The sequence below is a fragment of the Acinetobacter sp. WC-141 genome, from assembly GCF_000313935.1.
In the GTDB taxonomy this organism is placed as follows: Bacteria; Pseudomonadota; Gammaproteobacteria; order Pseudomonadales; family Moraxellaceae; genus Acinetobacter.
In genome coordinates this window covers 38123-64711 of the sequence record NZ_AMSS01000088.1, presented here as the reverse complement: position 1 = coordinate 64711, position 26589 = coordinate 38123, and the positions used below count along the sequence as shown (strand labels likewise).

Here is a 26589-nt window from a genome sequence, read left to right as displayed (position 1 = left end):
GGCCGTTTAAATAAACGGCTTTTTTTTCAAAACTTTACTATGAAAGTCAGCTTAAATTTCCTACTATAGCCCCACAACTATTGATTTTTTATTATTCAAATTAATTGGTATTTATATGTTTATGCAGTTTAAACAACTGACTCTCTCCCTGTGTATTCTTGGTTTAAGTGCTGCGTCTTGGGCACAAACTACATTAGTAAAAAGTAAGCAAAATATTGAGGAATATAAATTAGATAATGGCTTTCGGGTTGTACTTGCACCGAATGACAAAGAAAATAAAATCTTTATTAATACCATTTATTTAACAGGTTCATTAAATGACCCCCAAGGCAAAAGTGGCTTAGCTCATTTGCTTGAGCACTTGGCTTTTAAGGGCACCAAGAACGTTAAAGGGGAAGAATTCCAGCGTCGTTTAGATCAATATACGTTAATGACGAACGCCAGCACAGATTATTATTCGACCAAATATACCAATATCGTTCGTCCAGAAAAGACTGCACTAGATCAAGTGCTGTATCTTGAATCGGAACGTATGGATAAATTAGTTTTACAAGAAAAGTTTGTTCCTTCAGAAATTGAAATCGTAAAACGTGAACGCGAAGTCCGTATGGATCAGCCATTTGCTGTCTTGATGGATCAAATGTGGAAATCGGCTTATGGTAATCAATATTTAGGTCGTTTACCGATTGGGGATTTACCTGAGCTTAAATCGATTAAAATGGCTGAGCTAGACCGCTTTTATCGTAGCTGGTATGCACCCAATAATGCAGTCATGGTGATTTCAGGTAAGTTTGATAAAACAGATGTTTTAAAAACAATTGATCAATATTTTAGTCCAATTGCGGCAAGAGAAGTCCCGAAGACTGTACAGATTCCTGTGCTTGACTCTACAAAAATAAAAGATCGTCAGTTTGTGGTGAAAAAGGGGAGTGATCTCGCTAAATTCCATATCTATATGAATGGTAAAAATACCAAAATTCAGCCGACACTCGCGTTAGCTCCTTTGTTATATACCATGCAACCAAGTGGTCATTTATATCAGAACATGGTTGAAACAGGTATTACCACCAATGTTGAGGCGAGTACTTGGTTAGATCAAGATTTTAATGTGGTATTTCTGGGTGCCATTTATGCGCCAAGTAATGACCCTAAAAAAGTTGAGAGTTCTTTGCTTGCAGGTATTGAGAAAGGGAAGCCTTTCACTGAAGTTGAGTTAAATCGTGTTAAGAGTTTAATGAAAACACAAGGCGATTTAATCACTAAAGATGCAGTAGCACTTGGGTCACGTTTGAGTGATTACACTGTCGCTGGTGGGCAATGGGATCAATATTTTAAAGATTTAGATTCAGTAGCAAATGTTAAGTTAGATCAAGTAAATCAAACTTTAAAACAGTTCCTTGTTGCTGATCATCGTATTGATGGTGATATTTTACCAACACCTGAAGACCAGAAAAAAGCTCAACAGCAAAATTCAAAAGAGGCACCTAAAACTCTCGATCAGGTAGAAGCAAAGGCAGAGCCTTTAAAAGACCCGAAAGCTTATCAACAAGAAGTGACAGAGTTTTTAAAAGCTTCAAAACAATATGTAGAAAGTAATGAGAAAAAGATTATTCGTGGAAAACTGAAAAATGGAATGAAGTACGCTTTATTCCCAGTCGAAACACGTGATGATCGCACTTATGCAACGATTACAATGGATTTCGGGACAGAAAAATCTTTATTTAATAAAGGTACGGTCGTCGATTTAACCTCATATTTATTACTACGTGGTTCTGATAAATACAGTTTGCAAGATATTGCTGATAAATCGATTGATGCAGGTGGTGCGGCCTATGCAAGTGCCGATGGCAATGGCATGACCATTAACATTCAGTCTAAATCAGAAAAATTTGATGAGTTTTTTAAGTTTGTTCTTGATGTGATGAAAAATCCGAAATTTGAGCAATCTCAATTTGATTTAATTAAATCACAGAGTTTATCAAGTCTAGATCGTCCTTATACCGAGCCAGATGTAGTAGCAGGCTTAACACTTTCACGTTTGCTTGAAGAATATCAACCGGGTGATTTGCGCTATCACTTTGAACCTGAACTGGCAAAACAGCAATTGAAGAATGCAACTCAAGAGCAAGTGAAAGAGTTGTATGAGCGTTTCTTTGCAATGAACCACGCTCAAATTGCCATTACGGGTAAATTTGATGCGAAAAAAATGCAGAAATTACTTAATCAGGAGTTTGGACGTTGGAATGGGAAGCAGCCTTATCAAAAAATCTTGATTGATCATGTAGATTTTCCGGCTCAGCAAGTGCATGTTTTATCTGAGCAGCGTGAATTTGGTAGCTACCAAAGTGTGCTCGCTCTACCAGTCGGGAAAAATCATCCTGATGCATCTGCTTTAATTTTACTCAACTATATTTTAGGTGAGTCTCAAATTTCATCACGTTTGGCTCAAGAGCTTCGTGAGAAAAATGCATTAGTGTATGGTTTTGGAAGTGGGTTACAGCTTGATCGTGATACGAATGTTGGAGCCTTAAGCATTAGCGCAAATTATACTTCGGGTCGTTCAGCGCAAGTTTCTGCTTCAATACACAAAGTATTAAATGACTTGTTGAAAAAAGGTGTGACTGAGCAAGAGCTTGAAGCTGCTAAAGCAGATATCATGAAGAAACGAGTTACGGCATTAGAAGATGAACGTAATATTCATGGTATGTTAAATCTTCAGCTCGAGTCTGATAAAACATTACAAGATCGAATTCGACATGATCTAGAGCTGACTAAACTGACTGTTGCAGACGTAAATAAAGTCATTAAAAAGTATATTAAACTTGAACATTTAGTTGAAGTTATGGCTGATCAATATGGTCAGGCAGCAAAAAAATAAAGTCTTCTTTTAAATAAAAAGCCACTAAATTGTGGCTTTTTATTTGGCTATTTAAATCATCTTAATGATCATGTTTATGCGCGTGAAAATCTTCATTTTTACGGAAACGTAAATAATTTTCGAACTGTTCACAATATTCATCAAAGTTATCTTCAAGCATCATTTGAAATTGTTGCACAAGATAAGACATGACTTGATCTTTAGCAGCGCGCATTTCTTCGCCATCTTTAAAATTATTTGCTGCTACCCATGTGTTAAAACGCGCACTCGCAAACAACATTGCGGCACTTACTTGACCACGCAGCTCGGCTGGATCAGGCTTTTCACCTTTTGGCGGGCGACAAAAATCATTGGCTTGTTTAATGAATTCATCCGCACGCTCAAAGAAAACAGCATTTAATGCTTCTTCTTCAGTAATATCTGTTGCATTAATCTTTTGAGACATGACTTATTCCCGCAAAAATAGAGCTGCTTATTATAGGCAAACGCTTGCGGAAACAAAACCTTTGACTTAGTCTGTAAATAGCCTAAGTATTGGTAGGAGAGACTAATATGCAAGATGCAATTGCGATTCAAAGTTTAAAAACAGACATTGCTTTATTACGCCAGCATATTTTCCCCCCTCAATATTTAGAACATGTTGAAGGGCTGCCAATTTATTATGGGTTGCAAGAAGAAGTCGAAAATTATTACCAGCAATGGCAGGGGCTAATTGAAAGGGCACAAGAACTTTTTCAGCCATTTATGGAAGATGAATTACCAGATGCGATTCATTTGCCAAGCCATTTAAATTTACCGCTATTCTTTTTTCATGTAGACCGAATTCGGATTAATAAAACACGCGCAAAAGAATCTAAAACTTTCCGTGGTGTTGCGAGTCTTATTGAAAAATGCGGACAGTTCGAAACAGACCAGATTTTTACGATGCAAGAATGGTTGCAGAGCGATGATACTGCGGCTTTGGTTGCTCATCGTGAGTTCATCGACTTAAGAACCTATGTATTCCAGCATGGGCAAAGCGAATATACACGTTCACGGTTTTACACCAATGGTATTGTGTTAGGAGTTGAGCCACATTTTAAATTGGTCGATGCTCGCGATAAGCCAAGAAAGCAACGTAGTGATAGCTATAGTGATCCGTTAGCAGATAACGGTGTATGGAAAGTATTTGGTAAGTATCGATAAAAAGTCGCTGTAAACACGCAGCGACTTTTTATAAATTACCAGAAAGTTTCAGCCTGACTAAAAGTTTGTAAAGCTTTTGCCGAGCGCTTTTGTAGGTGAGGCTGTTTTGCTTTTACCCAGCCTAGAGCAAACCAGAAAGACGAGTCATTTTCGACAACTTTATTGAAAATACCTTCTGCAATAAATAAGTCGTTATAGTGACCTAAGGTATTTTGTACTGGTTGTAGCTGTTTTAAATATTGCTGTACTTTCTTGTCGGGATAAAGACTTGAAATAAACTCAACACAATAACGTAACTGTTTAGCTTGCTTTCGTATTTTGTGCTGTTCAGCAACTTCAAGTTCAGAGAAATGTTCAGCATTACTGATCACTTTATGATGTAGCTTATCTAAACTCTTTTTAATATGTTTTTTTAAGCCACCTGTTTTGTTCTTTGAATCTTCTTCTGAATACGCAAATGCTAATAAATCGAGTAATAGCTTAATCGTGTCCGCAGAAGTAAAGAGTGTTGAGAGTTCCTTTGTGGGCTGTGCTGAAACTGGCAGTAAAAGCTCAGGTGAGCCATGTTTTTGAATAGTAGGTAACACTTCAGTACGAATAGCATCTTCATCACGAGTGTCGCCAAGCTGGCGAAAAAGCTCGGCAATTTGTTCTTCCCAAAGGGGATTTAACTCGCTTGACCAGCCAGAAAAATGCTTAAGTGCACTACGTAAACGGCGCAAACTCACACGCGCCTGATGAATATGTTCAGCTTCGGCAACACCATCGGCAATTGCAGCCATATTTGGTAAAAATTGTCCTAAACAGTTTTCAACAATCTTTTTGAGGGCCTGTTCAGCAGTAATATCTTTATTTAATGTCAGCGCTTTAGCATGAACAGCAGGTGAGGCTGCTTGCCCCAGTGCTAATAAATTACCACGCTCGGCTTTACTTCTTACATCAAGCCAAAGGGCATAACGATTAATCCATTGCTGTGCAAACTGAATGAGCGTTTTCACTGCGCCTTGCTTGAGTTCAAACTCAACTTCGCAAATTACACTTTGTGCATCTGCTGTTTTTACGACACCGTCATCAAGGCAAACTTCAATAGCTGTATTGTCTGCTTCAAATACATGATAAGTACGTTGTACATCCGTCTCAAATTGCAAACTTAACTTTTCGGCTTCTTTACCTAGAGCTGTATTAATTAAATCAGTTATGACTTTATTATCTTGATATAGCTCAAGGTTTAAGTTGGGCTCTTGGTCACACACACCTAAATGAATTTCTTCTTCAACACGGTGTAGGTGGCTTTGCCCTGCGGCTTTAAATGTTTGTACCCATTGATCATCTTCTTTACGTAGACGTAGGGCCATGCCATTTTTTGCAAGTAAACGATCAGGGGTATCGTAATACTTTGCCTGTAAGTGAATATTCTTTGCTTTATGTTTTTTTAAGTATTGCTGGACAGTTTTTTTCTTCGATTCAGGTAACTGAAACTTTAGCTCGACTTCGACCATAATATATCTCCCTGAATCAGGTATTTAAACTATCTTGAATAAGTATAATAGCTTAGTGCTAAAAATAATGGTTTTGATAGAGAAAGTTACAATCAAACATATGACGCTACACTTTTATTTAGGTGTACAATCAGGTGATGTTTTGATCAAATAAAAATCAGGAAGATGATCGTGAATGCACCAGTGAATTTTAACCATGAAGCTCAGCCAGAGTTTGAATTGCCGATTAAAAACTATCAGGAATTTTATCATTTTTATTTAACTGAACACCGTAACATCATGAGCAGACGCTTACATGTGGTGGGCAGTAGCATTGGTCTATACTTTTTTTCTAAAGCCATTCGTAAAAAACAAGCCAAATATGTGCTCTATGGTTTGGTAGCGGGTTATGCAAATGCATGGGTTGGACATTTTGTGTTTGAAAAAAATAAGCCTGCCAGTTTTAAACAACCTTTCTATAGCTTTATTTCTGATTGGCGAATGTTGTCTGATGTTGCACGTGGTCGTTTGAGTTTGGTTGACCGTAAGCACGACAAAATTCTGAGCTAATATTTACTTTCTAATTTTAATATACCGATTGGTACTGGTAAGCCTATATCAATCGGTACTTATGATGTTCTATAAATCCGTTATACTAGCGAAGTTTTTTAAAACGAGAGTAGAGTATGCGCGGTTTATATCTCATTACCAACGATGACCCAATCCAATTATTATTAGAAAAACTAGATGCCGCGCTCGCTACCAAACAGGTCGCAATTTTGCAGTACCGCCGTAAGAAAATAGACAAAGCCGACCAGCCTGCTGAAGTCGAACAAATCAAACTTTTATGTGAAAAATATCAGGTTCCTTTTGTGATTAATGATGACCTAAAACTGGCCGCTCAGTTTGGATTAGGTGTGCATTTAGGGCAAAGTGATGGCGAAATTACCGATGCAAAATCGCAATTACCGGAAGGTGTTATTATCGGTCGTACTTGCCTAAATTCTTTAGAGCTTGCACAAAAAGCAATTACAGATGGCGCGACTTATATTGCATTTGGTGCAGTCTACGCGACCTCTACAAAACCTGAAGCAGGTAATGTGGGTATCGATGTGATTAAGCAAGCAGCAGCCCAATATGATTTACCAATTTGTGCGATTGGTGGTTTAACGGTTGAAAACTCAAAGCCTGTGATTGAGGCTGGGGCTGACCTGTGTGCAGTCATTAGTGATATATTAGGCCGATCAACTGCTGAAATTCCTGCCCGTGTACAAGCGTGGGCACAATTATTTTCTTAAGCTTTCAAAATTATTTTTTAGATATTTAAGACGAGCATTTCCATGAGTTTATCTCCAAAGCAAGAACAGTTATTTAAACAAGCCAGCAAACACATTCCAGGTGGTGTGAACTCTCCGGTACGTGCCTTTAATGGCGTTGGAGGAACACCTGTTTTCATCGAGAAAGCAAAAGGTGCTTATTTATGGGATGTAGATGGTAAGCGTTATGTTGACTATGTTGGTTCTTGGGGACCAATGATTTTGGGTCATGCTCATCCAGAAATTATTAAAGCAGTGCAAACAGCCGCAGAAGATGGTTTAAGTTTTGGTGCACCAACCGTACACGAAACAACGCTGGCAGATATTATTTGTGAAATCATGCCATCAATTGAATTGGTACGTATGACGAACTCTGGTACAGAAGCGACTATGACGGCTATTCGTTTAGCGCGTGGTTACACTGGCCGTGACAAGATTGTGAAGTTTGAAGGTTGTTACCACGGGCATTCAGACTCACTTTTAGTAAAAGCAGGTTCGGGCTTACTCACTTTAGGTGAAGGTGAACCGACTTCAAAAGGTGTTCCTATTGATTTTGCTAAACACACTTTAACGTTACCTTACAACGATATTGCAGCATTAAAAGAATGCTTTGCTAAATTTGGTCATGAGATTGCGGGCGTTATTATTGAACCTGTTGCGGGTAACATGAATATGGTGAAACCAATCGACGGTTTCTTACAAGCCATTCGTGATGTGTGTGATGAATATAAATCTGTATTTATTATTGATGAAGTGATGACAGGTTTCCGTGTTGCTTTAGGTGGTGCTCAATCGGTTTATAACGTTAAGCCAGATTTAACAACTTTAGGCAAAATTATTGGTGCGGGCTTACCAGTTGGTGCATTTGGTGGTAAACGTGAAATCATGGAATGTATCGCGCCTTTAGGCGGCGTATACCAAGCAGGTACATTGTCTGGAAACCCACTTGCTATGCGTGCGGGTATCGAGATGTTTAAACATTTGCGTCAACCAGATTTTTACAGCAATTTATCTGCTCAACTTGAAAAGTTACTTGCAGGTTTACAAGCCGCAGCTGATGAAGCAGGTATTCCTTTTAAAACTCAACAAGCGGGTGCAATGTTTGGTCTATACTTTACCGACCAAGAAGATATTACAAGTTTTGACTCTATGTTGGCGTGTGATATTGAAGCTTTCAAAAAGTTCTTCCATGGCATGTTAAAACGTGGGGTAAACTTGGCACCTTCAGCATTTGAAGCAGGCTTTATTTCATCTGCTCACTCTGATGAAGATATTGCGTTTACAATTCAGGCTGCCAAAGAAACTTTCGCTGAAATGAAGTAAGCAAAAAAAGCCCGTGTTAAACGGGCTTTTTAATTTGAGCTATTTTTATATCTGTAGAGAACAATGTTTTATCCCTTACCTCGAAAAATCCAATTAGCAGCAAATACTTCAAATTGGCCGATTGAGTCTACGCAAAGTATTTTGCTCATGGTTGGGCTAAATGAACTTGAGAAATCACCTGACTGGGTGCACCAGCCATTAGCCGATCATTTAGAATTGCTAAGTAAAAGAGCACAGGCCCTCGAAATTCCAGTTATTTTTATTGATGCATCTCAGCTTCAGCAAACCATGTTGCAGTTGGGGCAGCGACTGTCGTCAAATGCTAAAGCCCAAGTTGTGATGGTAGGTGATTTGTCACCTCTGTTTAAACAAGTCATGCAGCTTGTTTTATCTATTACTGATTATGTAGCTATTGTAAATGATGCGATCTTGGCGGCTAATCTAGAGCAACATATCCAATGGGTTGAAAAGATCAGTTTTGACCATATAAAACATTTAAGTACACAGACCTTAATGCGCCTATGGTCTTTAAGTGCGCCGTCTGAATATATTTTGTCGGATAAAGGAATCTTATTGGCAATTGCTGAACAGGTGGGGCGACACCCCATGGAGATTCATCCTGAAATTGATTTACGAAACTACGGTTTAGATCAGTCTGCTGTGGATTATCTGATCGAACTGTGGCGTGCGAATGGTGCGAGCTTGAACGCTGAAGAGGTAATGCAAGCACCGACATTGCAGCATATTATGCAGTTATTGAAGCCTTGACTAACTATAGTCTGCAAATGATCCATAATATTTGCAAATTATGCTGTTAATTTACCCGAACGGCATTGTAATTCGGACGTAAGCTTTTTATTATTGCCCGCTTGTTTTTCATCTTGCCTTGGGAATACAACTTTGAGTGATTTTCTAAGTGAACATCTGATCTATCGTGATGATGATTTTATGGTGATTCATAAACCTTCGGACATCTTGAGTGTTCCTGGTAAGGGTGATTTACATGATAGCGTTTTGACAAGGTTGGTTGCGATTGAGCCTAAAACTTTGCTCATTCACCGTCTAGATCGAGACACTTCAGGTATTTTGGTATTTGGTTTATCCAAGCGCGGTCAAAGTGCGATTGCTCGTCAATTTCAAGATCGTCAGACTTCAAAAATATATGAAGCGCTTGTCGCAGGTCATTTAGAGGGTGAGGGGACTGTAGATATTCCTGTTATCTATGATCCAAGCCGACCTCCTTTACATATTGTCGACGCTTCTCACAACAAGCCTGCTTTAACTCATTGGCAGGTACTAGAACATTTTCAGATTCAGGGACAGCCTGTAACTCGTGTGAAATTAACACCAATTACGGGTCGTTCCCATCAACTCCGTGTACACATGCAATATCTGGGACATCCAATTGTAGGTGACACGCTGTATGCAACACCGGAGCAACAACTTGTTCCGCGTTTATGTTTGCATGCCAAACAGTTAAGTTTTAATCATCCTGTCACAGCAGAAACATTAACTTTTGACTGTCCTGTACCGTTTTAATGTAAAAATTTTAATGCGTGATTTTTTGTAGCAAAGTCATTTAATTGGTTTTTGCTTCAAAATTTTGCTTTAAAGACTACATAAAAAGATGCAAAAATAAGCTAATTTGCATCGTACAATATGTAGTGCGAACTTGAGAGAAAGGTGGAAAAATTGCAGCAGTATGCTATTGGTCAACGTTGGCTATCAGACACAGAAACTGAGCTCGGTTTAGGTGTGCTTATTGATGTAGATGAAAGATCTGTCAGCATTTTATTCCCCAAAAGTGATGAGACACGTGTATATGCACGTAATAATGCGCCACTATCTCGTATCATCTTTAACACAAATGATGAAGTTCAAGATCAAGAAGGTAAGAAGTGGATTGTTGAGTCGGTTGAAGACCGACATGGTGTTTTGCGTTACAACGTTGTTCGTACCTTAGAAAATGGTGAACAAGATCGTAAAGCGCTAAATGAAACACGTATCGGTGCGCAAATTCAGTTGTCGAAACCTTTAGATCGTTTGCTTGCAAGTCAGGTTGACTATAAAGAGTGGTATGACCTGCGTATTGAAGCGATGCTTATGCAAGCACAAATGCAGAATAGTCCTCTACGTGGGATGGTTGGAGCGCGTGTTGGTTTAATTCCACATCAGCTTTATATCGCACACGAAGTTGGTAAACGTTTTGCACCTCGTGTTTTACTTGCCGATGAAGTGGGCTTGGGTAAAACAATTGAAGCTGGTTTAATTATCCACCAACAGCTTAAAACCGGTCGCTCAGAACGAATTCTTATTTTAGTCCCTGATTCTTTACAGTATCAGTGGATGATTGAAATGCGCCGTCGTTTTAATTTGCAATTTTCTCTGTTTGATTTGACACGTACCGCATCTATTAAAGAACATGATCCGGAACTTAACCCGTTCTTGACTGAGCAATGCATTATTGCCAGCGTTGACTTAATGGTTGACCATGATGATTTGCGTGAGCAAGCCATAGAAGCTGGTTTTGATTTGCTCGTGGTCGATGAAGCACATCATTTGATGTGGAGCGAAGAAGAAGGCGGTAATGATCGCTACGATTTAATTGAAGAATTAGCTGAAAATACAGCAGGGGTTTTATTACTCACTGCAACACCTGAACAATTAGGTGTGGAAAGCCATTTCGCACGTTTACGTTTACTTGATCCACAGCGTTTTAGTAGTTTAGAGCGCTTCTTAGATGAAGAAACTCAATACCAGCAGACAGCAAAAATTGCTGAAGTGCTCATGTCTGATCAGCCTTTAACGCCTGAGCATTTATCTGCTTTAGAAGGCTTGTTAGGTCACACTATTGAAGACCAACCTGACCAGCGTTTTAGAGCAATTCACGAATTATTAGACCGTCACGGTACAGGTCGTATTTTATTCCGTAATACGCGTGAAGCAATTCAAGGCTTCCCAGGACGTGATTGTCAGCCAGCCCCATTACCAGCGCCAGAAGATTGGTCAAAAGATGGAAAACTGCGTGAGCAGATGTGGCCTGAAGAAGCACAACTTGATGGTTCATGGATGCAAAATGACCCACGTGTACTATGGGTAATGGAAGTTCTGCGCAAAGATCTCAAGCATAAAAAAGTGCTTTTAATTGCGCGTAGTGGACCTGTTGTTGAAGCTCTAGAAAATGTATTGCGTTTGCATGCAGGTATCCGTACTGCAATGTTCCATGAAGGAATGAGCTTACTTGAACGTGACCAAGCGGCTGCTTATTTTGCTGAAGAAAGTTATGGTGCACAGATTCTACTGTGTTCGGAAATTGGTTCAGAAGGCCGTAATTTCCAATTCGCCAGTGATCTAATTTTATTTGATCTACCTGCGAACCCAGATGTTTTAGAGCAACGTATCGGACGTCTAGACCGTATTGGTCAAGAAAACCGTATTCAGATTCATGTGCCATATCTTGTTGGAACAGCTCAAGAACGTATGTTCCGTTGGTACAATGAAGCACTTAATATTTTCAGCAATATTTCGCCGACAGCGCAAACGTTGCAAGAAAACTTTATTGTTGAATTAAAAGACTGTTTGCTTGCAGACCAAGGCCAAACATTTGAAGATTTGCTTGAAGAAGTGAATGTTCAACGTCAAGCTTTAGAAGCTGAACTTCAAGCAGGCCGAGACCGTTTACTTGAATATAACTCTTGTCGTCCAGTTGTGGCACAAAAGATTGTTCAGGCTTTAGAAGATTATGATGACAATACAACGCTACCAATGTTTGTGAAGCGTTTTATGTCGTCAACCAATATCGACTTTGATGAGCAAAGTAACGGTACTGTGATTATTCGTCCAACAGACCAAATGCAAGTGCAAGGCTTGGCGCTAGACGAAGAAGGTATGACAGCAACGTTCTATCGTGATCAGGCTCAGCTTCGTGAAGATGCCCAATATTTAACTTTAGAGCATCCATTTATTGAAAGTGTGATGGAAATGATCCGTACGCAATCATTTGGTAGTACTAATGTTGCTGTACTCAAATCTAATGCGTTAAAGCAGGGCTCAGTATTAATTGAAGTGTGGTTTAAAGTCGATGTAGTTGCGCCTAAGGCGTTGAATCTACCATCGAGCTTGCCTAAGCAGTTAATTCGCGTGTTATTAAGCGAAAATGGTCAAGATTTGTCTGAAAAAATTGATCCAACAATTTTGAAACCATATTTGCATCACCTAGATGGCAATAGCTGTCGTCAGGTGGTTAAAGCTCGCCGTGATATTATTGAGCAACGTTATAAACAAGCTTTGGATATCGCGAAAGTGGATTTGCCACAGCTTCAGCAGCAAGCGAAAGAACATTATGGCAATAAATGGCAATATGAAATTGACCGTTTAACTTATCTAAAACAGTTCAACCCAAGTATCCGTCAAGATGAAATTGATCGTTTACAAAAGCTGCAAAAAGAAGGCTTGAGCTTGCTTGATGGTTTAACTGTTACACCAGAAGCGATTCAGGTGTTGGTTGTGGTTAAGCCATAATTAACTCAAAATAAAAAAAGCGCCTAGAGGGCGCTTTTTTTATAGATCGATTTTCAATTAGATGAGACCAGCATCTTTAAGTTCTAATTTTAAATATGCATAGAAAATTGGAGCTGCAATTAAACCGCCTAAGCCAAAAATTGACTCAAATACCAGCATCGCTAATAAAATCTCCCATGCATTTGCATTGATTTTATGTCCAATAATTTTAGCGTTAATGAAATATTCGAGTTTATGAACCAAAACGAGATAAAGTAATGCTACCCCTGCGAGTCCCAGAGAAACAGTAAGAGCGGCAATAAACGTTAAAGTATTAGAAATAAGATTACCTAAAATTGGAATCAGTCCAAACATAAAGGTCAAGATAGTGAGAGTTTTAGCAAAAGGAAGGTGGACTCCCCAAAGCGGTAATAAAATAAAGGCAAATAAAATAAAGAGCAGCGTATTAATAGCTGAAATTTTGATTTGTGCAAAAACAACGTTTTTAAATGAAATTGATAATTTTTGAATACGTTGAATCAGAAGAGACTTAAAAACAGGTTGGGGACTACGGTGATGAAAACCATGTATAGCCACCAAAATACCGATAATAAGTCCCATAACCATCGTCACGAAGTTATGTAAGATATCGGAACTGGTATTTTTTAATATGGTCACGTTATCTTTCATAAACGCGAAAATTTCGTCTTTTAATTCCGTCACGCTATCGGGAATATAACCCGGAAGATATTTGCCAATTTCAGCTTGTAAATGCAATAGAGTTTGATCGACTTTGGCATTAATACTATGTAATCCGACGCCTTTTAGGTCATATACAACAAAGCTAATCAGACTCGTAATGAAAAAACCAATCAGGGAAATGGTAATAATACTTAATAAAATACTAATAAAAATACGAGCTCTTTGACCATCAATATAGCGCTCTACAACCGAGCTTAAACTAATAATAATTTCATAAATAAGAAAACCTGCAAAAAAACTTGCTAATAGATGTAATGGGATAACCGAAAGCAAAAAGATGCCCATAAGAATGTAGCTTGCAATCAGACTTTGACGATTATTCAAATTTTGCATGTTGATCCCTGAGATCGTTGGGAATATAGAAGAAAGAGCAAATGGAATAATTATTTATACTCTCGCAAGCTATTCGCTTCAATTGGTGAATTATATTTTTATTGGGAAATAGAGGAGTTAGAGGAAAAAATGGCCTGTTCATCAACAAGCCATTCATTAGATGATTTTAACGAATTTTTGCTTCATCCAAATGACGAGCTCCCTCTAAAATCATTCGAATCATAATCATGGTTTGCTCAGCAACTTCCGCACGTTGATGAATTGGAAGATCAATCACTTTGGCACCCATGTGAAATACAAGTTGCGTAATTGCTTTTGCAACGAGTTCAGGATGATATAAATGATTGTTATTTAGGCGCTCCAGACGAATTAAATCTTCTTGCAGTTCTTGTTGGAAGAAGTTTAATTGACGATCAACAGCAGCTTTATAAGAAGTAGAGCCTGTAAAACCTTCACGTAGTAATAAACTTAAATTACCTTCATCGGCATCTAATTGCTGAAGAAAAATATCGACAGAACTACGAATAATACTTTCTTGCAAAGAAGCACGGAGGCGAGCCTGCCGGATAATTTTACGTAAAACAATACCTGCACGGTCAATTAAAGAAATTGCTAATTCATCAATATCTTTAAAATGCCGATAGAAACTATTTGGCGCAATGCCAGCTTCTCGTGCTACTTCACGTAAACTTAGTGAAGCAATACTCTTTTGTGGGCCAATCAGATTTAGAGCAGCCTGAAAAAGTTCTTCTTTAGTAATTGTCGCTTTTCTTCCCACAGAACGCGTAGCTGTTTTAATTTCAATGACATCTTGTTGTAGAGGTGTGTCATTCAGGTTCTGAGAAAGTGAAGATTGGGTCATGCTGTTCAATATATTTGTAAACTCACAAGATTATAGCCTTAGAAGCTGAACTTGTGAAATTGTAATTAAAAGTACGGGTGTATATACAAATATATATACATGTGTATAATAATTAAAAAAGAGCGACAGAGCCCCAGCTATGCAAGTAATCGAAAAGAGAAATTCTCTATTCAATTCATTGACACAAGCCATCTTTGATAAAGAAATGGCTAATTTCTGGCTACAAAAAGTTAATCCTTTATGGTCTGTAAAACATGGGCTTGTTCAAATTGTAAAAAAAGAATTTGTCGCTCATGACATGGTAAGCCTTACATTAAAATGTAACCGCTTAGTGAAAATGGGTGTTGCTGGTCAGCATCATCCTGTCATTGTTGAAATTGCTGGTCGTCGCTATGAACGTACTTATAGCTTGACGCAAATTGATGAACAACATTTACGTTTAACGATTAAAAAAGTGGAAGATGGTATCGTCAGCAATTGGTTTATGACTGAAAGCCAAATTGGCGATATTTTTGAGCTTGGTCAGCCTTATGGTGACATGCAACAAAATATTGAAACACCGAAATTAATTATGCTGGCTGCGGGTAGTGGTATTACACCAATGTTGAGCTTAATCACTGCGATTAAACAAAGCCAGCAGTTAGATAAAGTTCAAGTACAGCTTTTATATTGGGTAAAGCAACGCTCAGATGCAGCTTTTATCGAATACTTTGAAAAAGTTGCACAGCAATTCCCAAATTTTAGTTATCAGGTTTTCTACACACAAGAAACACCAAATGATGAACGTTTAAATGCAGAGCATTTAGCATTAATAGATGATTTGGAAAATAGCACTGTATATGCGTGTGGGCCTTCTGGCTTCGTTTCAACAGTGGAACAGCTTTTTGAAAAAGCACCGACTGTATTAACAGAAGCTTTTAGTTTAACTCAGGACAGTACGGCTGAAGTGGGTTATGTAAATGTCACATTAACCCAGTCTAATAAGATCATTGCAATTCCAAAAGGCCAATCAATTTTGGTAAGTCTGGAACATGAAGGCCTTAAGCCAACACATGGCTGTCGTATGGGAATTTGTAATAAGTGCGTTTGTAGTAAAGCTCAAGGGTCTACACGTAACTTACTCAATGGTAGTGAAAATACCGAACCAAACCAATTACTCAAAATTTGTGTGAACTCAGCACAATCTGATCTAGTTATTGATCTTTAAGAGAGAACTTTTATGAATATGCCAGTGAAAGTCGAATATTTTAAAAATCCTAAAAATCGCGATTTGACTCCAGCAGAACTTGATGCATTTGCAAAAGAGCTCGATCAGATCAAACAAGAAGTATTGGATGATTTGGGTGAAAAAGACGCTAAATATATCCGCCGTGTCTATGCAGCAGTTCGTTACAGTAGTTTTTTAGGCCGAGCTTGTTTGTTTGCAGGTTGGTTCCCACCAGCATGGATTTTAGGAACAGGTCTATTAGGCTTTTCTAAAATCATGGAAAACATGGAACTTGGTCATAACGTGATGCATGGCCAATACGACTGGATGAATGATCCTAAATTTAATGGTCAAACTTACGAATGGGATACCGTCGGTACTTCTGATAACTGGCGTCAAACTCATAACTATAAACATCACACCTATACCAACATTAAAGGTATAGATGATGATATTGGTTACGGTTTACTTCGTTTATTCCCAGAGCAACGCTGGAAGCCAGGTTTCTTACTTCAACCTGTTTATAGCATTCCATTTTGCTTATTGTTCCAATGGGGCGTAGCCATACAGAACCTTGAAATTGGTCGCGTTCTTTATAAACGTAAGAGCATGGCAAAATTTTTGGAAGAATTAAAACCTGTTAATAAAAAGATTGGTACACAACTTTTTAAAGACTATGTTTTCTTCCCTTTAATTGCCGGTCCAGCAGCACTACCTGTGTTTACTGGTAATCTGGTTGCGAATGGTCTTCGTAATATCTGGACATTTACGATTATTTTCTGCGGTCACTTTACTAAAGATGCAGAAGTATTTCCAAAGTCTGTTTTACAAGAAGAGAGTCGTGGTCATTGGTATATGCGCCAGATTCGTGGTTCTTCAAACTTAAAAGGTTCAGAAGCGTTACATATCTTAAGCGGACATTTGAGCCATCAAATCGAGCATCATTTATATCCTGATGTTCCTGCGCGCCGTTATCGTCAAATGGCTCCAAAAGTTGAAGCTGTATGTAAAAAATATGGTCTGAACTATAACAACGCAAGTTTGGCTAAACAGTTTGGTCAGGTTGTGGGTCGTATCTTTAAATATGCTTTACCCTTTAAAAAATAATCAAAAAAAGCCCTGATGAGTTCAGGGCTTTTTTATTACTTCTTTTTAGAAATCCACATGGTAATCGTAGCTTGGAAGACTTTATCTTTCTGCGAATCATAGACTTCTACATTTACTAAATATTCACCAGCTTTATCCCAGTCATAATTTTTTTCTACAGGCGTTGCAACTGCAATTAAGTCTGTTTCTGCCTTTTTTAAATATTCGACAGTCATGCCCTTGGGAATCCAGCGGTGTGTGTTAGGCACAGTAACTTCTGTCATTGTGCCACCTGCGAGCTCAGCCATATTACACATCGCAATCGCATGCACTGTTCCAATGTGATTGAGAACAGAACGCTTTTTCTTAATCGCTATTTCACAATAATTCGGTTTTAACTCAATAAATAATGGTGAAATACTGCCGAAATACGGTGCTTTTAAACATAGCATGCGTGAGAAAGTCCATTTTCCTTTAGGAAAAGCAGACACTTTGTTCCAAAGTTCTAAAGTGGTTGCCATGATTTAAGGCTCCATATAATAAAAACAGAATTATTTTCTGTTAAAGAATATAATTCTGTTTACAAAAGCGAGTCAAGTCATTCAGAATATCTCCGATAACTGGTTGGGGAACAAATAATGCAATCTGCACAAGAGTTATTAGAACGGTTATATCCAGGCAGAAGAGCTGCTTTAAAGAGACAGATTTTGTTAGATGCCTTGTCTTGTTTCTTAGAGAATGGAATTGAAACCACAAGTATTGAGATGATTCGTTCGAAATCAGACAGTAGTGTAGGGGCTATTTATCACCACTTTAAAAATAAAGAAGGGATCGTTGCGACTTTATTCTTTGCTGCTTTAGATGACCAAGCGACGTTAAGAGATGACTATCTGGAAGGCGCAAAATCCCTTCAAGACGTTTTATATGCTTTTATTCATAGTTATATTGATTGGGTAAGTGAACAACCTGACTTTGCTAAATTTTTAATATCTGCTCGTTTTAGTGTGATGCAGGGTGAGGACCAAGAGCGTCTTGTTCAAAAAAATAAATTAAGAAATCAGAAAATCTTTAGTGAAATTTCAAAGTATGCTGAGGCTGGGTTTTTAAAATCTATACCGCATGAGTTATTACTTTCATTAGTCATTGGATCTACAGAAAATTACTGCCGTGCATGGTTATCGCAACGCGTTTCTTCAAATCCTAAAGTTTATAAAGATATTTTGGCAAAAGCTGCTTGGGATTCTTTGCAAAATTTGAGTTGAATATATTAAACCGCACATACAAAAAAAGCCGCATCTTTCAAGCGGCTTTTTTGATGAAAAAAATTATTTAAATTGAATTGAGCCGTTTGCATTTACGGTGATTTTAGACTCACCAGCTGCCATGTCTTGGGCTGGAGCCGCTTCAGCAGCAGCGAACTTTGCCATACTCGCTCGCATTACAGGCTGTGGGAAATAGTTGTTAGTGTTTAAATTTAAGTTAACGAGCGTGTATTGGCTTTTATTCCATGCTTGAGTCAACATTTGAGCACGTTGTTGAAAGTTTTTAGACGCTTCAACCATCAAATCATTTTCAACTTTTTTACGTTGTTCATCAGAAACCGTAAAATTAATCGATTGAGTTTGGAAGTTTTGCTGTAATTCATTGACTAACTGGCTTGCTGCTTTAAAGTCTTTACTTTCTAGACGAATTTCAGCGCGGCCACGCCATTCTTTGAGCTTATTACTATCGTTATCGTAAATTGGATAAGTGCTCTGCGCGCCAGTTTCCACTTTTACTTGCGGATATTTACGAGAAATATTAAGCGCTTGATTCATCAATTGATTAATTTGATTTGAAAGTTCGGCTGGTTGTTTGTTACTTTTTTCAATATATAAAGTTGCATGCATTTCATCATTAGAAACTTGACGAGAAGCTTCAGCTTGTACGTTCACAATATTATAGTTCAAAGCATTATCATCCTGAGCAAAAACTAAAGGGCTAAGGAGGGAACCTAAAAGAAGAGTTGAGACAGCTAAAGTACGCATAAATTTTTCCTTTAAAAATTAATATAGATTTAATTTTTTTCATTAAGAAATGTTAAACATAACTTATGCATAACTTTTGCAGATTTTGTGGCGTATTTGTAATATTTAGAACAGATTTTTTAAATTTTGGTACAGATAAAATCTTCTAAAAATAAAGACTTAAAATTAAAGTATTTCAATGTAACTTAAAAAATCAAAGTAATATAAAAAAAGAATATTTTCTTTAGGTTGTCACATAGTATGATGATAATTCATCATAACTATTGGGATGATACATTTTTTCAATAAGATTAGATGAGTAAAGTACATAAAAGACGTTTTTTTTCTTGTAAAATTAGGTATCATCGCGCTCCTAGTTACAAGATATAAAATAAGTGTCTTTACTAGTTCTATAAAGCACCGAGTCAAAGGACCAATCGTCACCAGACTTATTTCTTTCTACCCCTATCAGAGATGGTAATCCGATATGAGCGTTACTTCCGTTAACCCTGCCACTAATGCTACTAACGAATATTATTTGACTCGCCAAAGTCAAATGGAATCAAATGTTCGTAGCTATCCACGTAAATTACCGTTAGCGATAGCGAAAGCACAAGGATGCTGGGTTACTGATGTTGAAGGTACAGAGTACCTTGATTGTTTAGCTGGGGCAGGTACATTGGCTTTAGGTCATAATCATCCTGCGGTGATTCAAAGTATTCAAGATACATTGGCAAGTGGTTTGCCATTGCATACTTTAGACTTAACCACACCTTTAAAAGATGCATTCACTGAAGCATTGTTAGCATATTTACCAGGTGGTAAAGAAGAATATTGCTTGCAGTTCTGTGGTCCTGCTGGTGCAGACGCAACTGAAGCAGCAATTAAACTTGCTAAGACTTACACTGGTCGTAGTTCAGTGATCAGTTTCTCTGGCGGTTACCATGGTATGACCCATGGTGCACTTGCTATGACTGGTAATTTAAGTGCAAAAAATTCAGTTAACGGTTTAATGCCTGGCGTACAATTCATGCCATATCCGCATGAATACCGCTGCCCACTTGGTTTAGGTGGTGAAGCTGGTGTTGACGCTTTAACTTACTACTTTGAAAACTTTATTGAAGATGTTGAAAGCGGTGTAACAAAACCGGCTGCTGTTATTCTTGAAGCGATTCAAGGTGAAGGCGGTGTCGTTACAGCTCCAGTAAAATGGTTGCAAAAAATCCGTGAAGTGACTGAAAAGCACAACATCGTTTTAATTTTAGACGAAGTTCAAGCTGGTTTTGCACGTTCAGGCAAAATGTTTGCATTTGAACATGCAGGTATTGAACCTGATGTTGTTGTAATGTCTAAAGCGGTAGGTGGTGGTTTACCACTTGCAGTATTAGGTATTAAACGTAAATTTGATGCGTGGCAACCTGCTGGTCACACGGGTACTTTCCGTGGTAACCAACTTGCTATGGGTACAGGCCTTGTCGTATTAAAAACGATTACTGAACAAAATCTTGCTCAAAATGCCCAAGAGCGTGGTGACTTCTTACAAGCTGAATTTAAAAAATTAGCTCAAGAATTCCCATGTATCGGTAATGTACGTGGTCGCGGTTTAATGATCGGTGTTGAGATCGTTGACGAGCGTAAACCAGCTGATCGTATGGGTTCGCATCCTGCTGACTCACAATTAGCTGCTGCAATTCAAACTGCTTGTTTCAACAATAAACTATTGCTTGAAAAAGGTGGTCGTAACGGTACAGTAATTCGTTTACTTTGCCCGCTTATCATCACTCAAGAAGAGTGTGTTGAAGTAGTTGCTCGCTTTAAGAAAGCAATTGCAGAAGCATTGGTTGCAGTACGAGGCGCATAAGTATGGTGGATTTTGCAGAACATCGTAAAGCATTACTCTGCAATGATGCACAATCCATTGCTGACTATGAGTCAGCAATGGGCGAAGCGGTAAAAGCCGTTTCAGCATGGTTGCAAAACGAAAAGATGTACACAGGCGGTAGCATTAAAGAATTGCGTTCAGCAATTTCTTTCCAACCTTCAAAAGAAGGTATGGGTGTACAAGAATCACTTCAACGTATGATTGAGCTTTTCTTAAATAAAAGCTTAAAAGTACATCATCCGCATTCATTAGCACATTTACACTGTCCCACGATGGTAATGAGCCAGATTGCGGAAGTACTTATCAATGCAACTAACCAGTCTATGGACTCATGGGATCAAAGCCCAGCCGGTTCATTAATGGAAGTTCAGCTTATTGATTGGTTACGCCAAAAAGTGGGTTATGGTTCTGGTCAGGCAGGTGTGTTCACCTCTGGCGGTACTCAATCTAACTTAATGGGTGTATTGCTTGCTCGTGACTGGTGCATTTCGAAAAACTGGAAAGACGAAAACGGTAATCCGTGGTCTGTACAGCGTGATGGTATTCCAGCTGAGGCAATGAAAAACGTCAAAGTCATTTGTTCTGAAAATGCGCATTTCTCTGTGCAAAAGAACATGGCAATGATGGGCATGGGCTTCCAGTCAGTTGTGACTGTTCCTGTGAATGAAAATGCACAGATGGATGTAGATGCTCTCGAAAAAACGATGGCGCATTTGCAATCAGAAGGTAAAGTGGTAGCTTGTGTTGTTGCGACAGCAGGTACTACTGATGCTGGTGCAATTGACCCATTGAAGAAAATCCGTGAAATTACCAATAAATATGGTTCATGGATGCATATCGATGCGGCATGGGGCGGTGCATTAATTCTGTCAAATGACTATCGTGCAATGCTTGATGGTATTGAATTATCAGACTCAATTACCCTTGACTTCCATAAGCATTATTTCCAAAGCATTAGCTGTGGCGCATTCTTGTTAAAAGATGAAGCGAACTATCGTTTCATGCACTACGAAGCTGAATACTTGAACTCTGCTTATGACGAAGAACATGGTGTGCCAAACCTTGTTTCTAAGTCATTACAAACGACTCGTCGTTTTGATGCATTGAAATTGTGGATGACAATTGAATCGCTTGGTGAAGACCTTTACGGTTCAATGATTGACCATGGTGTAAAACTTACTCGTGAAGTTGCAGATTACATCAAGGCAACTGAAGGTTTAGAACTTTTAGTTGAACCACAGTTTGCTTCGGTATTATTCCGTGTTGTTCCACAAGGCTACCCAGTTGAGTTTATCGATAGCTTAAACCAAAACGTAGCGGACGAATTGTTTGCACGTGGTGAAGCAAATATCGGTGTAACAAAAGTTGGTAATGTACAGTCATTGAAAATGACAACATTAAGCCCTGTTGTGACATTCGAAAACGTTAAAAACCTTTTAGGTCAAGTATTGGCTGAAGCTGACCGCATTAAAGATGCAATTGCTTCTGGTAACTATGTACCACCAATCGACTAATTGAGTTGATAACAAAAAAAGCTCGGTTTATTACCGGGCTTTTTTATTGCAGATTGTTTTTATTTGAATTGTGTATGAAGAAAAGGATACATGCACAAATCATGCATATTTTCACAAAACAAAAATAATTATGCATGATTTATGGGGAGCAAATTTCTTATTGTATTGGTATGTTCACAATATTTTTGGTCACACTGATATATCAATATCGTACTTACTTTAAATAATCCCGTTTTAACTGAAAAAAGTAAGTGGCTGTAATTACAATTAAGACAAGGAAGAAGAAATGCAACAAGTTAATGTGCTTAGTGAATTTAAACTGATTATTGGCGGTCAATCTTGTTCAGGTGAGCAAGGTGAACTGGAAATTATTAACCCTGCTACAGGTTTAACTGCCGCGCGTTGCTCAAAAGCATCTGTTGCTCAAGTAAATCAGGCTGTTGCCGCAGCTAAGCAGGCTTCTAAAGCATGGCAACTCGTTTCCCATGATGAACGTAAATCCATTTTGAATAAGATTGCGGATGGTATTGAAAAGCATGCTGAAATGCTCGCTGAACTTGTTGTGCTTGAACAAGGTAAGCCACTGGCACTCGCGCAAATGGAAGTGCAGGGTGCAATTGGTTGGACTCGTTATGCGGCTGCTATGGATTTACCCGTTGAAATTATCGAAGATAGTGAAGCTAAGCGTATTGAGCGCCATCGTCAACCATTAGGTGTGGTGGCTTCAATCACACCTTGGAACTGGCCACTGATGATTGCAGTTTGGCATATTATGCCAGCATTACGCGCCGGAAACGTTGTCATCAGCAAACCTTCTGAATATACGCCACTATCGACTTTGCGTTTATGTGAAATCATTCAGCAAGAAGTTCCAGCAGGTGTTATTTCAATTGTGGTGGGTGCTGGTGAGATTGGTGAAGCACTCTCTTCTCATCCAGATGTACAAAAGGTTGTGTTTACGGGTTCAACCAGAACTGGTCAGCACATTATGACGGGTGCAGCTCAACAACTAAAACATTTAACTTTAGAGCTCGGCGGTAATGACGCGGGTATTGTATTACCAGATGCAAATATAGATGAAATTGCAGCTAAGATTTTCAATACTGCCTTTTTGAATGCGGGTCAAACGTGTGCGGCGTTAAAACGTTTATATGTGCATGAAAGCCAATACGATGCTTTAGCCCAAAAACTAGCTGATATTGCTAATGCTCAAATTGTGGGCGATGGAATGGAGACTTCTACCACGTTTGGTCCAGTACAAAACCAAATGCAATATAACAAGGTGAAAGAACTTATTGCCGATGCAATTGAGCAAGGCGCAAAAGCACTTTCTGGTCAACAGCAGTTACCAGAGCAGGGCTACTTTATTGCACCTACCATTTTGACAGAAGTGTCTGACTCTTGCCGTGTTGTACAAGAAGAACAATTTGGTCCAGTGTTGCCTGTTTTAAAATATACAGACATCAACGATGCAATTGCACGAGCCAATGACAGTGAATTCGGTTTAGGTGGCTCAATTTGGTCTTCTGATATTCAAGCTGCTCAAACTTATGCGACTCAGCTTCAATGCGGTACTGTTTGGATTAATACCCATGCAGAAGTACTGCCTCATGCGCCTTTTGGTGGCTGGAAAATGTCAGGCTTAGGTGCTGAGTTTGGTTTAGAAGGTTTACTTGAAAATACGATCGGGCAAACAGTTCATATCAGTAAAGTCTAAATATTAATTTTAAGGCGGATGATAGATCCGCCTTTTTATTTTAAATTATTTTATTAAATACTAGTCTGCCTAAGTTGTGTGATGGTAACCGTGACCTTTAGGTTTGATTAAAAAATGATTCTGTTCTTTGATTTTTTTCAGAACAATGTAAGACTTTATGTGACCAATAAAATTATAAGAAAGCAATCTTTCGGTTACAAATTGAGAAAGCTGTTCTAAGTTTTCTGCAACGACTTTTAAAATAAAATCCGCATCACCACTAATTGAAAATGCATCTTGAATGTTGTCTTCCGCTTCAATTAATTCTTGAAAAGCCTGCTGTGATTTTGCTTCGTGTGTTCTTAAATTAATATGAATCATCGCTGTGACTTCCAGTCCTAGCGCTTGCTGCTGGATGCGGGCGGTGTAGCCTAAAATTATGCCTTTTTGCTCAAGGAGCTGTCTTCTTCTAGAACATTGGGAAGCAGATAAACCGATTAAATCTCCAACTTCCTGATTGGTGAGCCGTCCATTCTTTTGTAGCGCCTGAATGATTTGCCAGTCGAACTTATCCATTGCATAAAATCCTTTTATGATACACAAATCATGTATTTTTATTAAAATGCGTTTTCATTATGCACGAAATCTAAAAGGTAGATGAAATATTATTTTTCTATGGAATAAAAATTGGTCTCAAAGGATATAGAGCAATGTTCATAGAAATCGGTGACTTTTTAAATCTTCGTCTAAAACAAATGGGTATCCAACATCTCTTTGGTGTACCTGGTGATTTTAACCTCTCATATCTTGAACAAGTTGAAGCAGATCCAGAACTCGAATTTATTGGAAATTGTAATGAATTAAATGCTGCCTATGCAGCAGATGGTTATGCACGAATTAACGGTTTTTCTGCCTTGGCAACTACTTATGGTGTAGGTGATTTAAGCGCGATTAATGGCATTGCAGGTGCATATGCAGAAAATGTACCTCTCATTCATATCTCTGGCATTCCACCTTTACATGCAGTTCAAAAGGGCACTTTAATTCACCATACGTTGGTTGATGGCAACTACGACAATATTATGAACTGTATGAAAGAGTTCACAGTTGCTCAAACACGTTTAACTCCTGCAAATGCAGCCTTTGAAATTGATCGTGTATTACGTCAGTGTTTCCTTGATCGCCGCCCTGTGCACATTCAACTACCAGGCGATATTACTCACTTTAAAATTGAAGTTAGTGAGCGACCACTTGATTTAAGTTATCCAGCAGTTGAACCAGATTTATTAAACAGCGTAGTCAATAAACTTTGCGACATTTTGAACAATGCAAAAAGCCCAGCGCTTCTCATTGATAATGAAGCTTCAGTTTTTGGCGTGACTTCTTTGCTTAATGATTTATCTCAAAAGTGCTCAATTCCATTTGCGGGTATGAATACTGCAAAAAATATTATGGATGAAGGTTCGCCACGTTACATCGGTACTTATGTAGGTGGGGCAAGCCAGCCGCATGTAAAAAATATCATTGAGCAATCTGACTGCCTAATTGGTATTGGTGCACGTTTTACAGACGTCGGTTCAGCCGTCTTTACTCATCAAATTGAGACTAAAAACTATATTGAAATTAAGTCTTATGGCCTGAATATTTTTGGTCAGGACTACCCCGGTATTGAGATCGGGCAATTACTTGTTGAGTTAAATAAAAAAGTTGCACCGCGTAAAGCAACTAAACCTGTTCTTGAACAACAGCCTCAAAAAGCCTTTGAAGCTCCAGCCCAACAAAAGCTAAGCCAAGATGTGCTCTGGAACTATATTGCAGGGTTCTTAAAAGAAGACGATGTGATTATTGGTGAGGTAGGAACTTCAAACTCAGCTTTGTCTGGTTTAAAACTTCCTGCGACAGCTAAATATATTGCTCAGCCACTTTGGGGTTCAATTGGTTATACCTTACCAGCTTTGCTCGGTAGTTTGCTGGCCGCACCTGAACGTCGTCAAATTTTATTTATTGGTGATGGTTCATTCCAACTTACGGTACAAGAACTCTCTACGATTATCCGTCACGGTTTAAAACCTATTATTTTCTTGCTGAACAATGGTGGTTATACCATTGAGCGATTAATCATGGGTGAAAATGCAGCCTATAACGACGTGCAAAATTGGAAATACACCGAAATTCCAGCTGTATTTAACGGTAAAAAAGGCCATACCACTTATGTAGTTGAAACCGCAGGGCAGCTTAGAAGTGTTTTAGATAATGTTCATTTAAATGATCAGTTAACTTTTATTGAATTAAAACTACCAGCAATGGATGCGCCAGTAAGTTTGAAAAAATTTGCTTCAGTCATCGCGCGTTTTGATTACGGCGATCGTGGCTACGAAATTTTAAAGGAGCGTTCCCAGCCTATTAAATGTAAGGATGCAAGCTCGTTTTAAATAGAAGATAGGACAAGTCTTCTTAAAATTAAATGGACTCATATTAAAGCAAACTTATGTCCGAAGGTCGGTTTCTGATCTTCGGATATGGTGCTGAATAAAGGTGTACAGGAAGTGACACCAACATTG

The 26589-nt window shown here is 38.5% G+C and carries 22 protein-coding genes; 15 read left to right on the top strand and 7 right to left on the bottom strand.

What is annotated here, in order from left to right; genetic code table 11:
- The first annotated feature begins 115 nt into the window (after positions 1-115).
- Positions 116-2878 (top strand): M16 family metallopeptidase, encoded by a 2763-nt coding sequence (locus ACINWC141_RS17535; RefSeq protein ID WP_009393457.1) that lies wholly within the window; start codon positions 116-118, stop codon positions 2876-2878.
- Positions 2879-2939: 61 nt separating this feature from the next.
- Here ACINWC141_RS17535 and ACINWC141_RS17530 read toward each other — a convergent pair whose 3' ends face one another.
- Positions 2940-3323, bottom strand: a complete 384-nt coding sequence (locus ACINWC141_RS17530) for a DUF3144 domain-containing protein (RefSeq protein ID WP_004790823.1) — start codon at positions 3321-3323, stop codon at positions 2940-2942.
- A gap of 107 nt (positions 3324-3430) precedes the next feature.
- On the opposite strand from ACINWC141_RS17530, the gene ACINWC141_RS17525 reads away from it, so the two are divergent.
- Positions 3431-4063: a hypothetical protein gene (locus ACINWC141_RS17525; RefSeq protein ID WP_009393435.1), complete on the top strand. Its 633-nt coding sequence runs from the start codon at positions 3431-3433 to the stop codon at positions 4061-4063.
- 35 nt (positions 4064-4098) lie between these two features.
- Here ACINWC141_RS17525 and ACINWC141_RS20585 read toward each other — a convergent pair whose 3' ends face one another.
- Positions 4099-5562 carry a CYTH and CHAD domain-containing protein gene (locus tag ACINWC141_RS20585; protein WP_009393644.1) on the bottom strand — a complete coding sequence of 488 codons (1464 nt, stop codon included), beginning with the start codon at positions 5560-5562 and terminating at the stop codon, positions 4099-4101.
- Positions 5563-5727: 165 nt separating this feature from the next.
- Here ACINWC141_RS20585 and ACINWC141_RS17515 point away from each other — a divergent pair, with 165 nt between their 5' ends.
- From ACINWC141_RS17515 to rapA, 6 genes are all read left to right on the top strand, one after another.
- The gene (locus tag ACINWC141_RS17515) at positions 5728-6111 is read left to right on the top strand and encodes an Mpo1-like protein (RefSeq protein ID WP_052018277.1); all 384 of its coding nucleotides are present in this window, start codon (positions 5728-5730) and stop codon (positions 6109-6111) included.
- A 116-nt stretch (positions 6112-6227) separates the two neighbouring features.
- Positions 6228-6839 carry a thiamine phosphate synthase gene (gene thiE / locus ACINWC141_RS17510; protein ID WP_009393527.1) on the top strand — a complete coding sequence of 204 codons (612 nt, stop codon included), beginning with the start codon at positions 6228-6230 and terminating at the stop codon, positions 6837-6839.
- A gap of 42 nt (positions 6840-6881) precedes the next feature.
- Complete coding sequence (hemL, locus tag ACINWC141_RS17505) at positions 6882-8180, top strand: glutamate-1-semialdehyde 2,1-aminomutase (RefSeq protein WP_009393469.1); 1299 nt, start codon at positions 6882-6884, stop codon at positions 8178-8180.
- Positions 8181-8243: 63 nt separating this feature from the next.
- Positions 8244-8948, top strand: a complete 705-nt coding sequence (locus ACINWC141_RS17500; protein ID WP_009393554.1) for a phosphopantetheine attachment domain protein — start codon at positions 8244-8246, stop codon at positions 8946-8948.
- 132 nt (positions 8949-9080) lie between these two features.
- Positions 9081-9719, top strand: a complete 639-nt coding sequence (locus tag ACINWC141_RS17495; protein ID WP_009393487.1) for an RluA family pseudouridine synthase — start codon at positions 9081-9083, stop codon at positions 9717-9719.
- A 144-nt stretch (positions 9720-9863) separates the two neighbouring features.
- Positions 9864-12701: an RNA polymerase-associated protein RapA gene (rapA, locus tag ACINWC141_RS17490; protein ID WP_034679059.1), complete on the top strand. Its 2838-nt coding sequence runs from the start codon at positions 9864-9866 to the stop codon at positions 12699-12701.
- A 57-nt stretch (positions 12702-12758) separates the two neighbouring features.
- Here rapA and ACINWC141_RS17485 read toward each other — a convergent pair whose 3' ends face one another.
- On the bottom strand, positions 12759-13775 hold the full coding sequence (locus tag ACINWC141_RS17485) for an AI-2E family transporter (RefSeq protein WP_009393722.1): 1017 nt from the start codon (positions 13773-13775) through the stop codon (positions 12759-12761).
- Between the two features lie 166 nt (positions 13776-13941).
- Entirely contained in the window at positions 13942-14637 is a 696-nt protein-coding gene (fabR, locus tag ACINWC141_RS17480) for an HTH-type transcriptional repressor FabR (RefSeq protein ID WP_009393459.1), read from the bottom strand.
- Between the two features lie 139 nt (positions 14638-14776).
- Between fabR and ACINWC141_RS17475 the strand changes: the two genes are divergently transcribed.
- Entirely contained in the window at positions 14777-15844 is a 1068-nt protein-coding gene (locus ACINWC141_RS17475) for a ferredoxin reductase (protein WP_034679057.1), read from the top strand.
- 12 nt (positions 15845-15856) lie between these two features.
- Positions 15857-16951: a fatty acid desaturase family protein gene (locus tag ACINWC141_RS17470; RefSeq protein WP_009393562.1), complete on the top strand. Its 1095-nt coding sequence runs from the start codon at positions 15857-15859 to the stop codon at positions 16949-16951.
- Between the two features lie 35 nt (positions 16952-16986).
- Here ACINWC141_RS17470 and ACINWC141_RS17465 read toward each other — a convergent pair whose 3' ends face one another.
- Entirely contained in the window at positions 16987-17451 is a 465-nt protein-coding gene (locus tag ACINWC141_RS17465; RefSeq protein WP_009393665.1) for a hotdog fold domain-containing protein, read from the bottom strand.
- A gap of 117 nt (positions 17452-17568) precedes the next feature.
- Here ACINWC141_RS17465 and ACINWC141_RS17460 point away from each other — a divergent pair, with 117 nt between their 5' ends.
- Positions 17569-18192 (top strand): TetR/AcrR family transcriptional regulator, encoded by a 624-nt coding sequence (locus tag ACINWC141_RS17460; RefSeq protein WP_009393563.1) that lies wholly within the window; start codon positions 17569-17571, stop codon positions 18190-18192.
- A gap of 63 nt (positions 18193-18255) precedes the next feature.
- On the opposite strand, the gene ACINWC141_RS17455 is transcribed toward ACINWC141_RS17460, so the two are convergent.
- Entirely contained in the window at positions 18256-18957 is a 702-nt protein-coding gene (locus ACINWC141_RS17455; protein ID WP_009393520.1) for an SIMPL domain-containing protein, read from the bottom strand.
- A gap of 466 nt (positions 18958-19423) precedes the next feature.
- On the opposite strand from ACINWC141_RS17455, the gene ACINWC141_RS17450 reads away from it, so the two are divergent.
- From ACINWC141_RS17450 to ACINWC141_RS17440, 3 genes are all read left to right on the top strand, one after another.
- A complete protein-coding gene (locus tag ACINWC141_RS17450) occupies positions 19424-20797 on the top strand; it encodes a diaminobutyrate--2-oxoglutarate transaminase (RefSeq protein WP_034679054.1) in 1374 nt (457 codons plus the stop codon).
- A 2-nt stretch (positions 20798-20799) separates the two neighbouring features.
- Positions 20800-22332 (top strand): pyridoxal phosphate-dependent decarboxylase family protein, encoded by a 1533-nt coding sequence (locus ACINWC141_RS17445; RefSeq protein ID WP_009393619.1) that lies wholly within the window; start codon positions 20800-20802, stop codon positions 22330-22332.
- Between the two features lie 286 nt (positions 22333-22618).
- Positions 22619-24049 carry an aldehyde dehydrogenase family protein gene (locus tag ACINWC141_RS17440; RefSeq protein ID WP_009393462.1) on the top strand — a complete coding sequence of 477 codons (1431 nt, stop codon included), beginning with the start codon at positions 22619-22621 and terminating at the stop codon, positions 24047-24049.
- 69 nt (positions 24050-24118) lie between these two features.
- On the opposite strand, the gene ACINWC141_RS17435 is transcribed toward ACINWC141_RS17440, so the two are convergent.
- Complete coding sequence (locus tag ACINWC141_RS17435; protein WP_004643588.1) at positions 24119-24604, bottom strand: Lrp/AsnC family transcriptional regulator; 486 nt, start codon at positions 24602-24604, stop codon at positions 24119-24121.
- Positions 24605-24738: 134 nt separating this feature from the next.
- Here ACINWC141_RS17435 and ACINWC141_RS17430 point away from each other — a divergent pair, with 134 nt between their 5' ends.
- Positions 24739-26460, top strand: a complete 1722-nt coding sequence (locus ACINWC141_RS17430; RefSeq protein ID WP_009393430.1) for an alpha-keto acid decarboxylase family protein — start codon at positions 24739-24741, stop codon at positions 26458-26460.
- Positions 26461-26589: the final 129 nt, after the last annotated feature.

Bases quoted from the DNA above. Each gene is read 5' to 3' on its own strand.
- ACINWC141_RS17535 (WP_009393457.1), top strand. From the start codon at position 116: ATGTTTATGCAGTTTAAACAACTGACTCTCTCCCTGTGTATTCTTGGT.
- ACINWC141_RS17530 (WP_004790823.1), bottom strand. From the start codon at position 3,323: ATGTCTCAAAAGATTAATGCAACAGATATTACTGAAGAAGAAGCATTA.
- ACINWC141_RS17525 (WP_009393435.1), top strand. From the start codon at position 3,431: ATGCAAGATGCAATTGCGATTCAAAGTTTAAAAACAGACATTGCTTTA.
- ACINWC141_RS20585 (WP_009393644.1), bottom strand. From the start codon at position 5,562: ATGGTCGAAGTCGAGCTAAAGTTTCAGTTACCTGAATCGAAGAAAAAA.
- ACINWC141_RS17515 (WP_052018277.1), top strand. From the start codon at position 5,728: ATGATCGTGAATGCACCAGTGAATTTTAACCATGAAGCTCAGCCAGAG.
- thiE (WP_009393527.1), top strand. From the start codon at position 6,228: ATGCGCGGTTTATATCTCATTACCAACGATGACCCAATCCAATTATTA.
- hemL (WP_009393469.1), top strand. From the start codon at position 6,882: ATGAGTTTATCTCCAAAGCAAGAACAGTTATTTAAACAAGCCAGCAAA.
- ACINWC141_RS17500 (WP_009393554.1), top strand. From the start codon at position 8,244: ATGTTTTATCCCTTACCTCGAAAAATCCAATTAGCAGCAAATACTTCA.
- ACINWC141_RS17485 (WP_009393722.1), bottom strand. From the start codon at position 13,775: ATGCAAAATTTGAATAATCGTCAAAGTCTGATTGCAAGCTACATTCTT.
- fabR (WP_009393459.1), bottom strand. From the start codon at position 14,637: ATGACCCAATCTTCACTTTCTCAGAACCTGAATGACACACCTCTACAA.
- ACINWC141_RS17475 (WP_034679057.1), top strand. From the start codon at position 14,777: ATGCAAGTAATCGAAAAGAGAAATTCTCTATTCAATTCATTGACACAA.
- ACINWC141_RS17470 (WP_009393562.1), top strand. From the start codon at position 15,857: ATGAATATGCCAGTGAAAGTCGAATATTTTAAAAATCCTAAAAATCGC.
- ACINWC141_RS17465 (WP_009393665.1), bottom strand. From the start codon at position 17,451: ATGGCAACCACTTTAGAACTTTGGAACAAAGTGTCTGCTTTTCCTAAA.
- ACINWC141_RS17460 (WP_009393563.1), top strand. From the start codon at position 17,569: ATGCAATCTGCACAAGAGTTATTAGAACGGTTATATCCAGGCAGAAGA.
- ACINWC141_RS17455 (WP_009393520.1), bottom strand. From the start codon at position 18,957: ATGCGTACTTTAGCTGTCTCAACTCTTCTTTTAGGTTCCCTCCTTAGC.
- ACINWC141_RS17450 (WP_034679054.1), top strand. From the start codon at position 19,424: ATGAGCGTTACTTCCGTTAACCCTGCCACTAATGCTACTAACGAATAT.
- ACINWC141_RS17445 (WP_009393619.1), top strand. From the start codon at position 20,800: ATGGTGGATTTTGCAGAACATCGTAAAGCATTACTCTGCAATGATGCA.
- ACINWC141_RS17440 (WP_009393462.1), top strand. From the start codon at position 22,619: ATGCAACAAGTTAATGTGCTTAGTGAATTTAAACTGATTATTGGCGGT.
- ACINWC141_RS17435 (WP_004643588.1), bottom strand. From the start codon at position 24,604: ATGGATAAGTTCGACTGGCAAATCATTCAGGCGCTACAAAAGAATGGA.
- ACINWC141_RS17430 (WP_009393430.1), top strand. From the start codon at position 24,739: ATGTTCATAGAAATCGGTGACTTTTTAAATCTTCGTCTAAAACAAATG.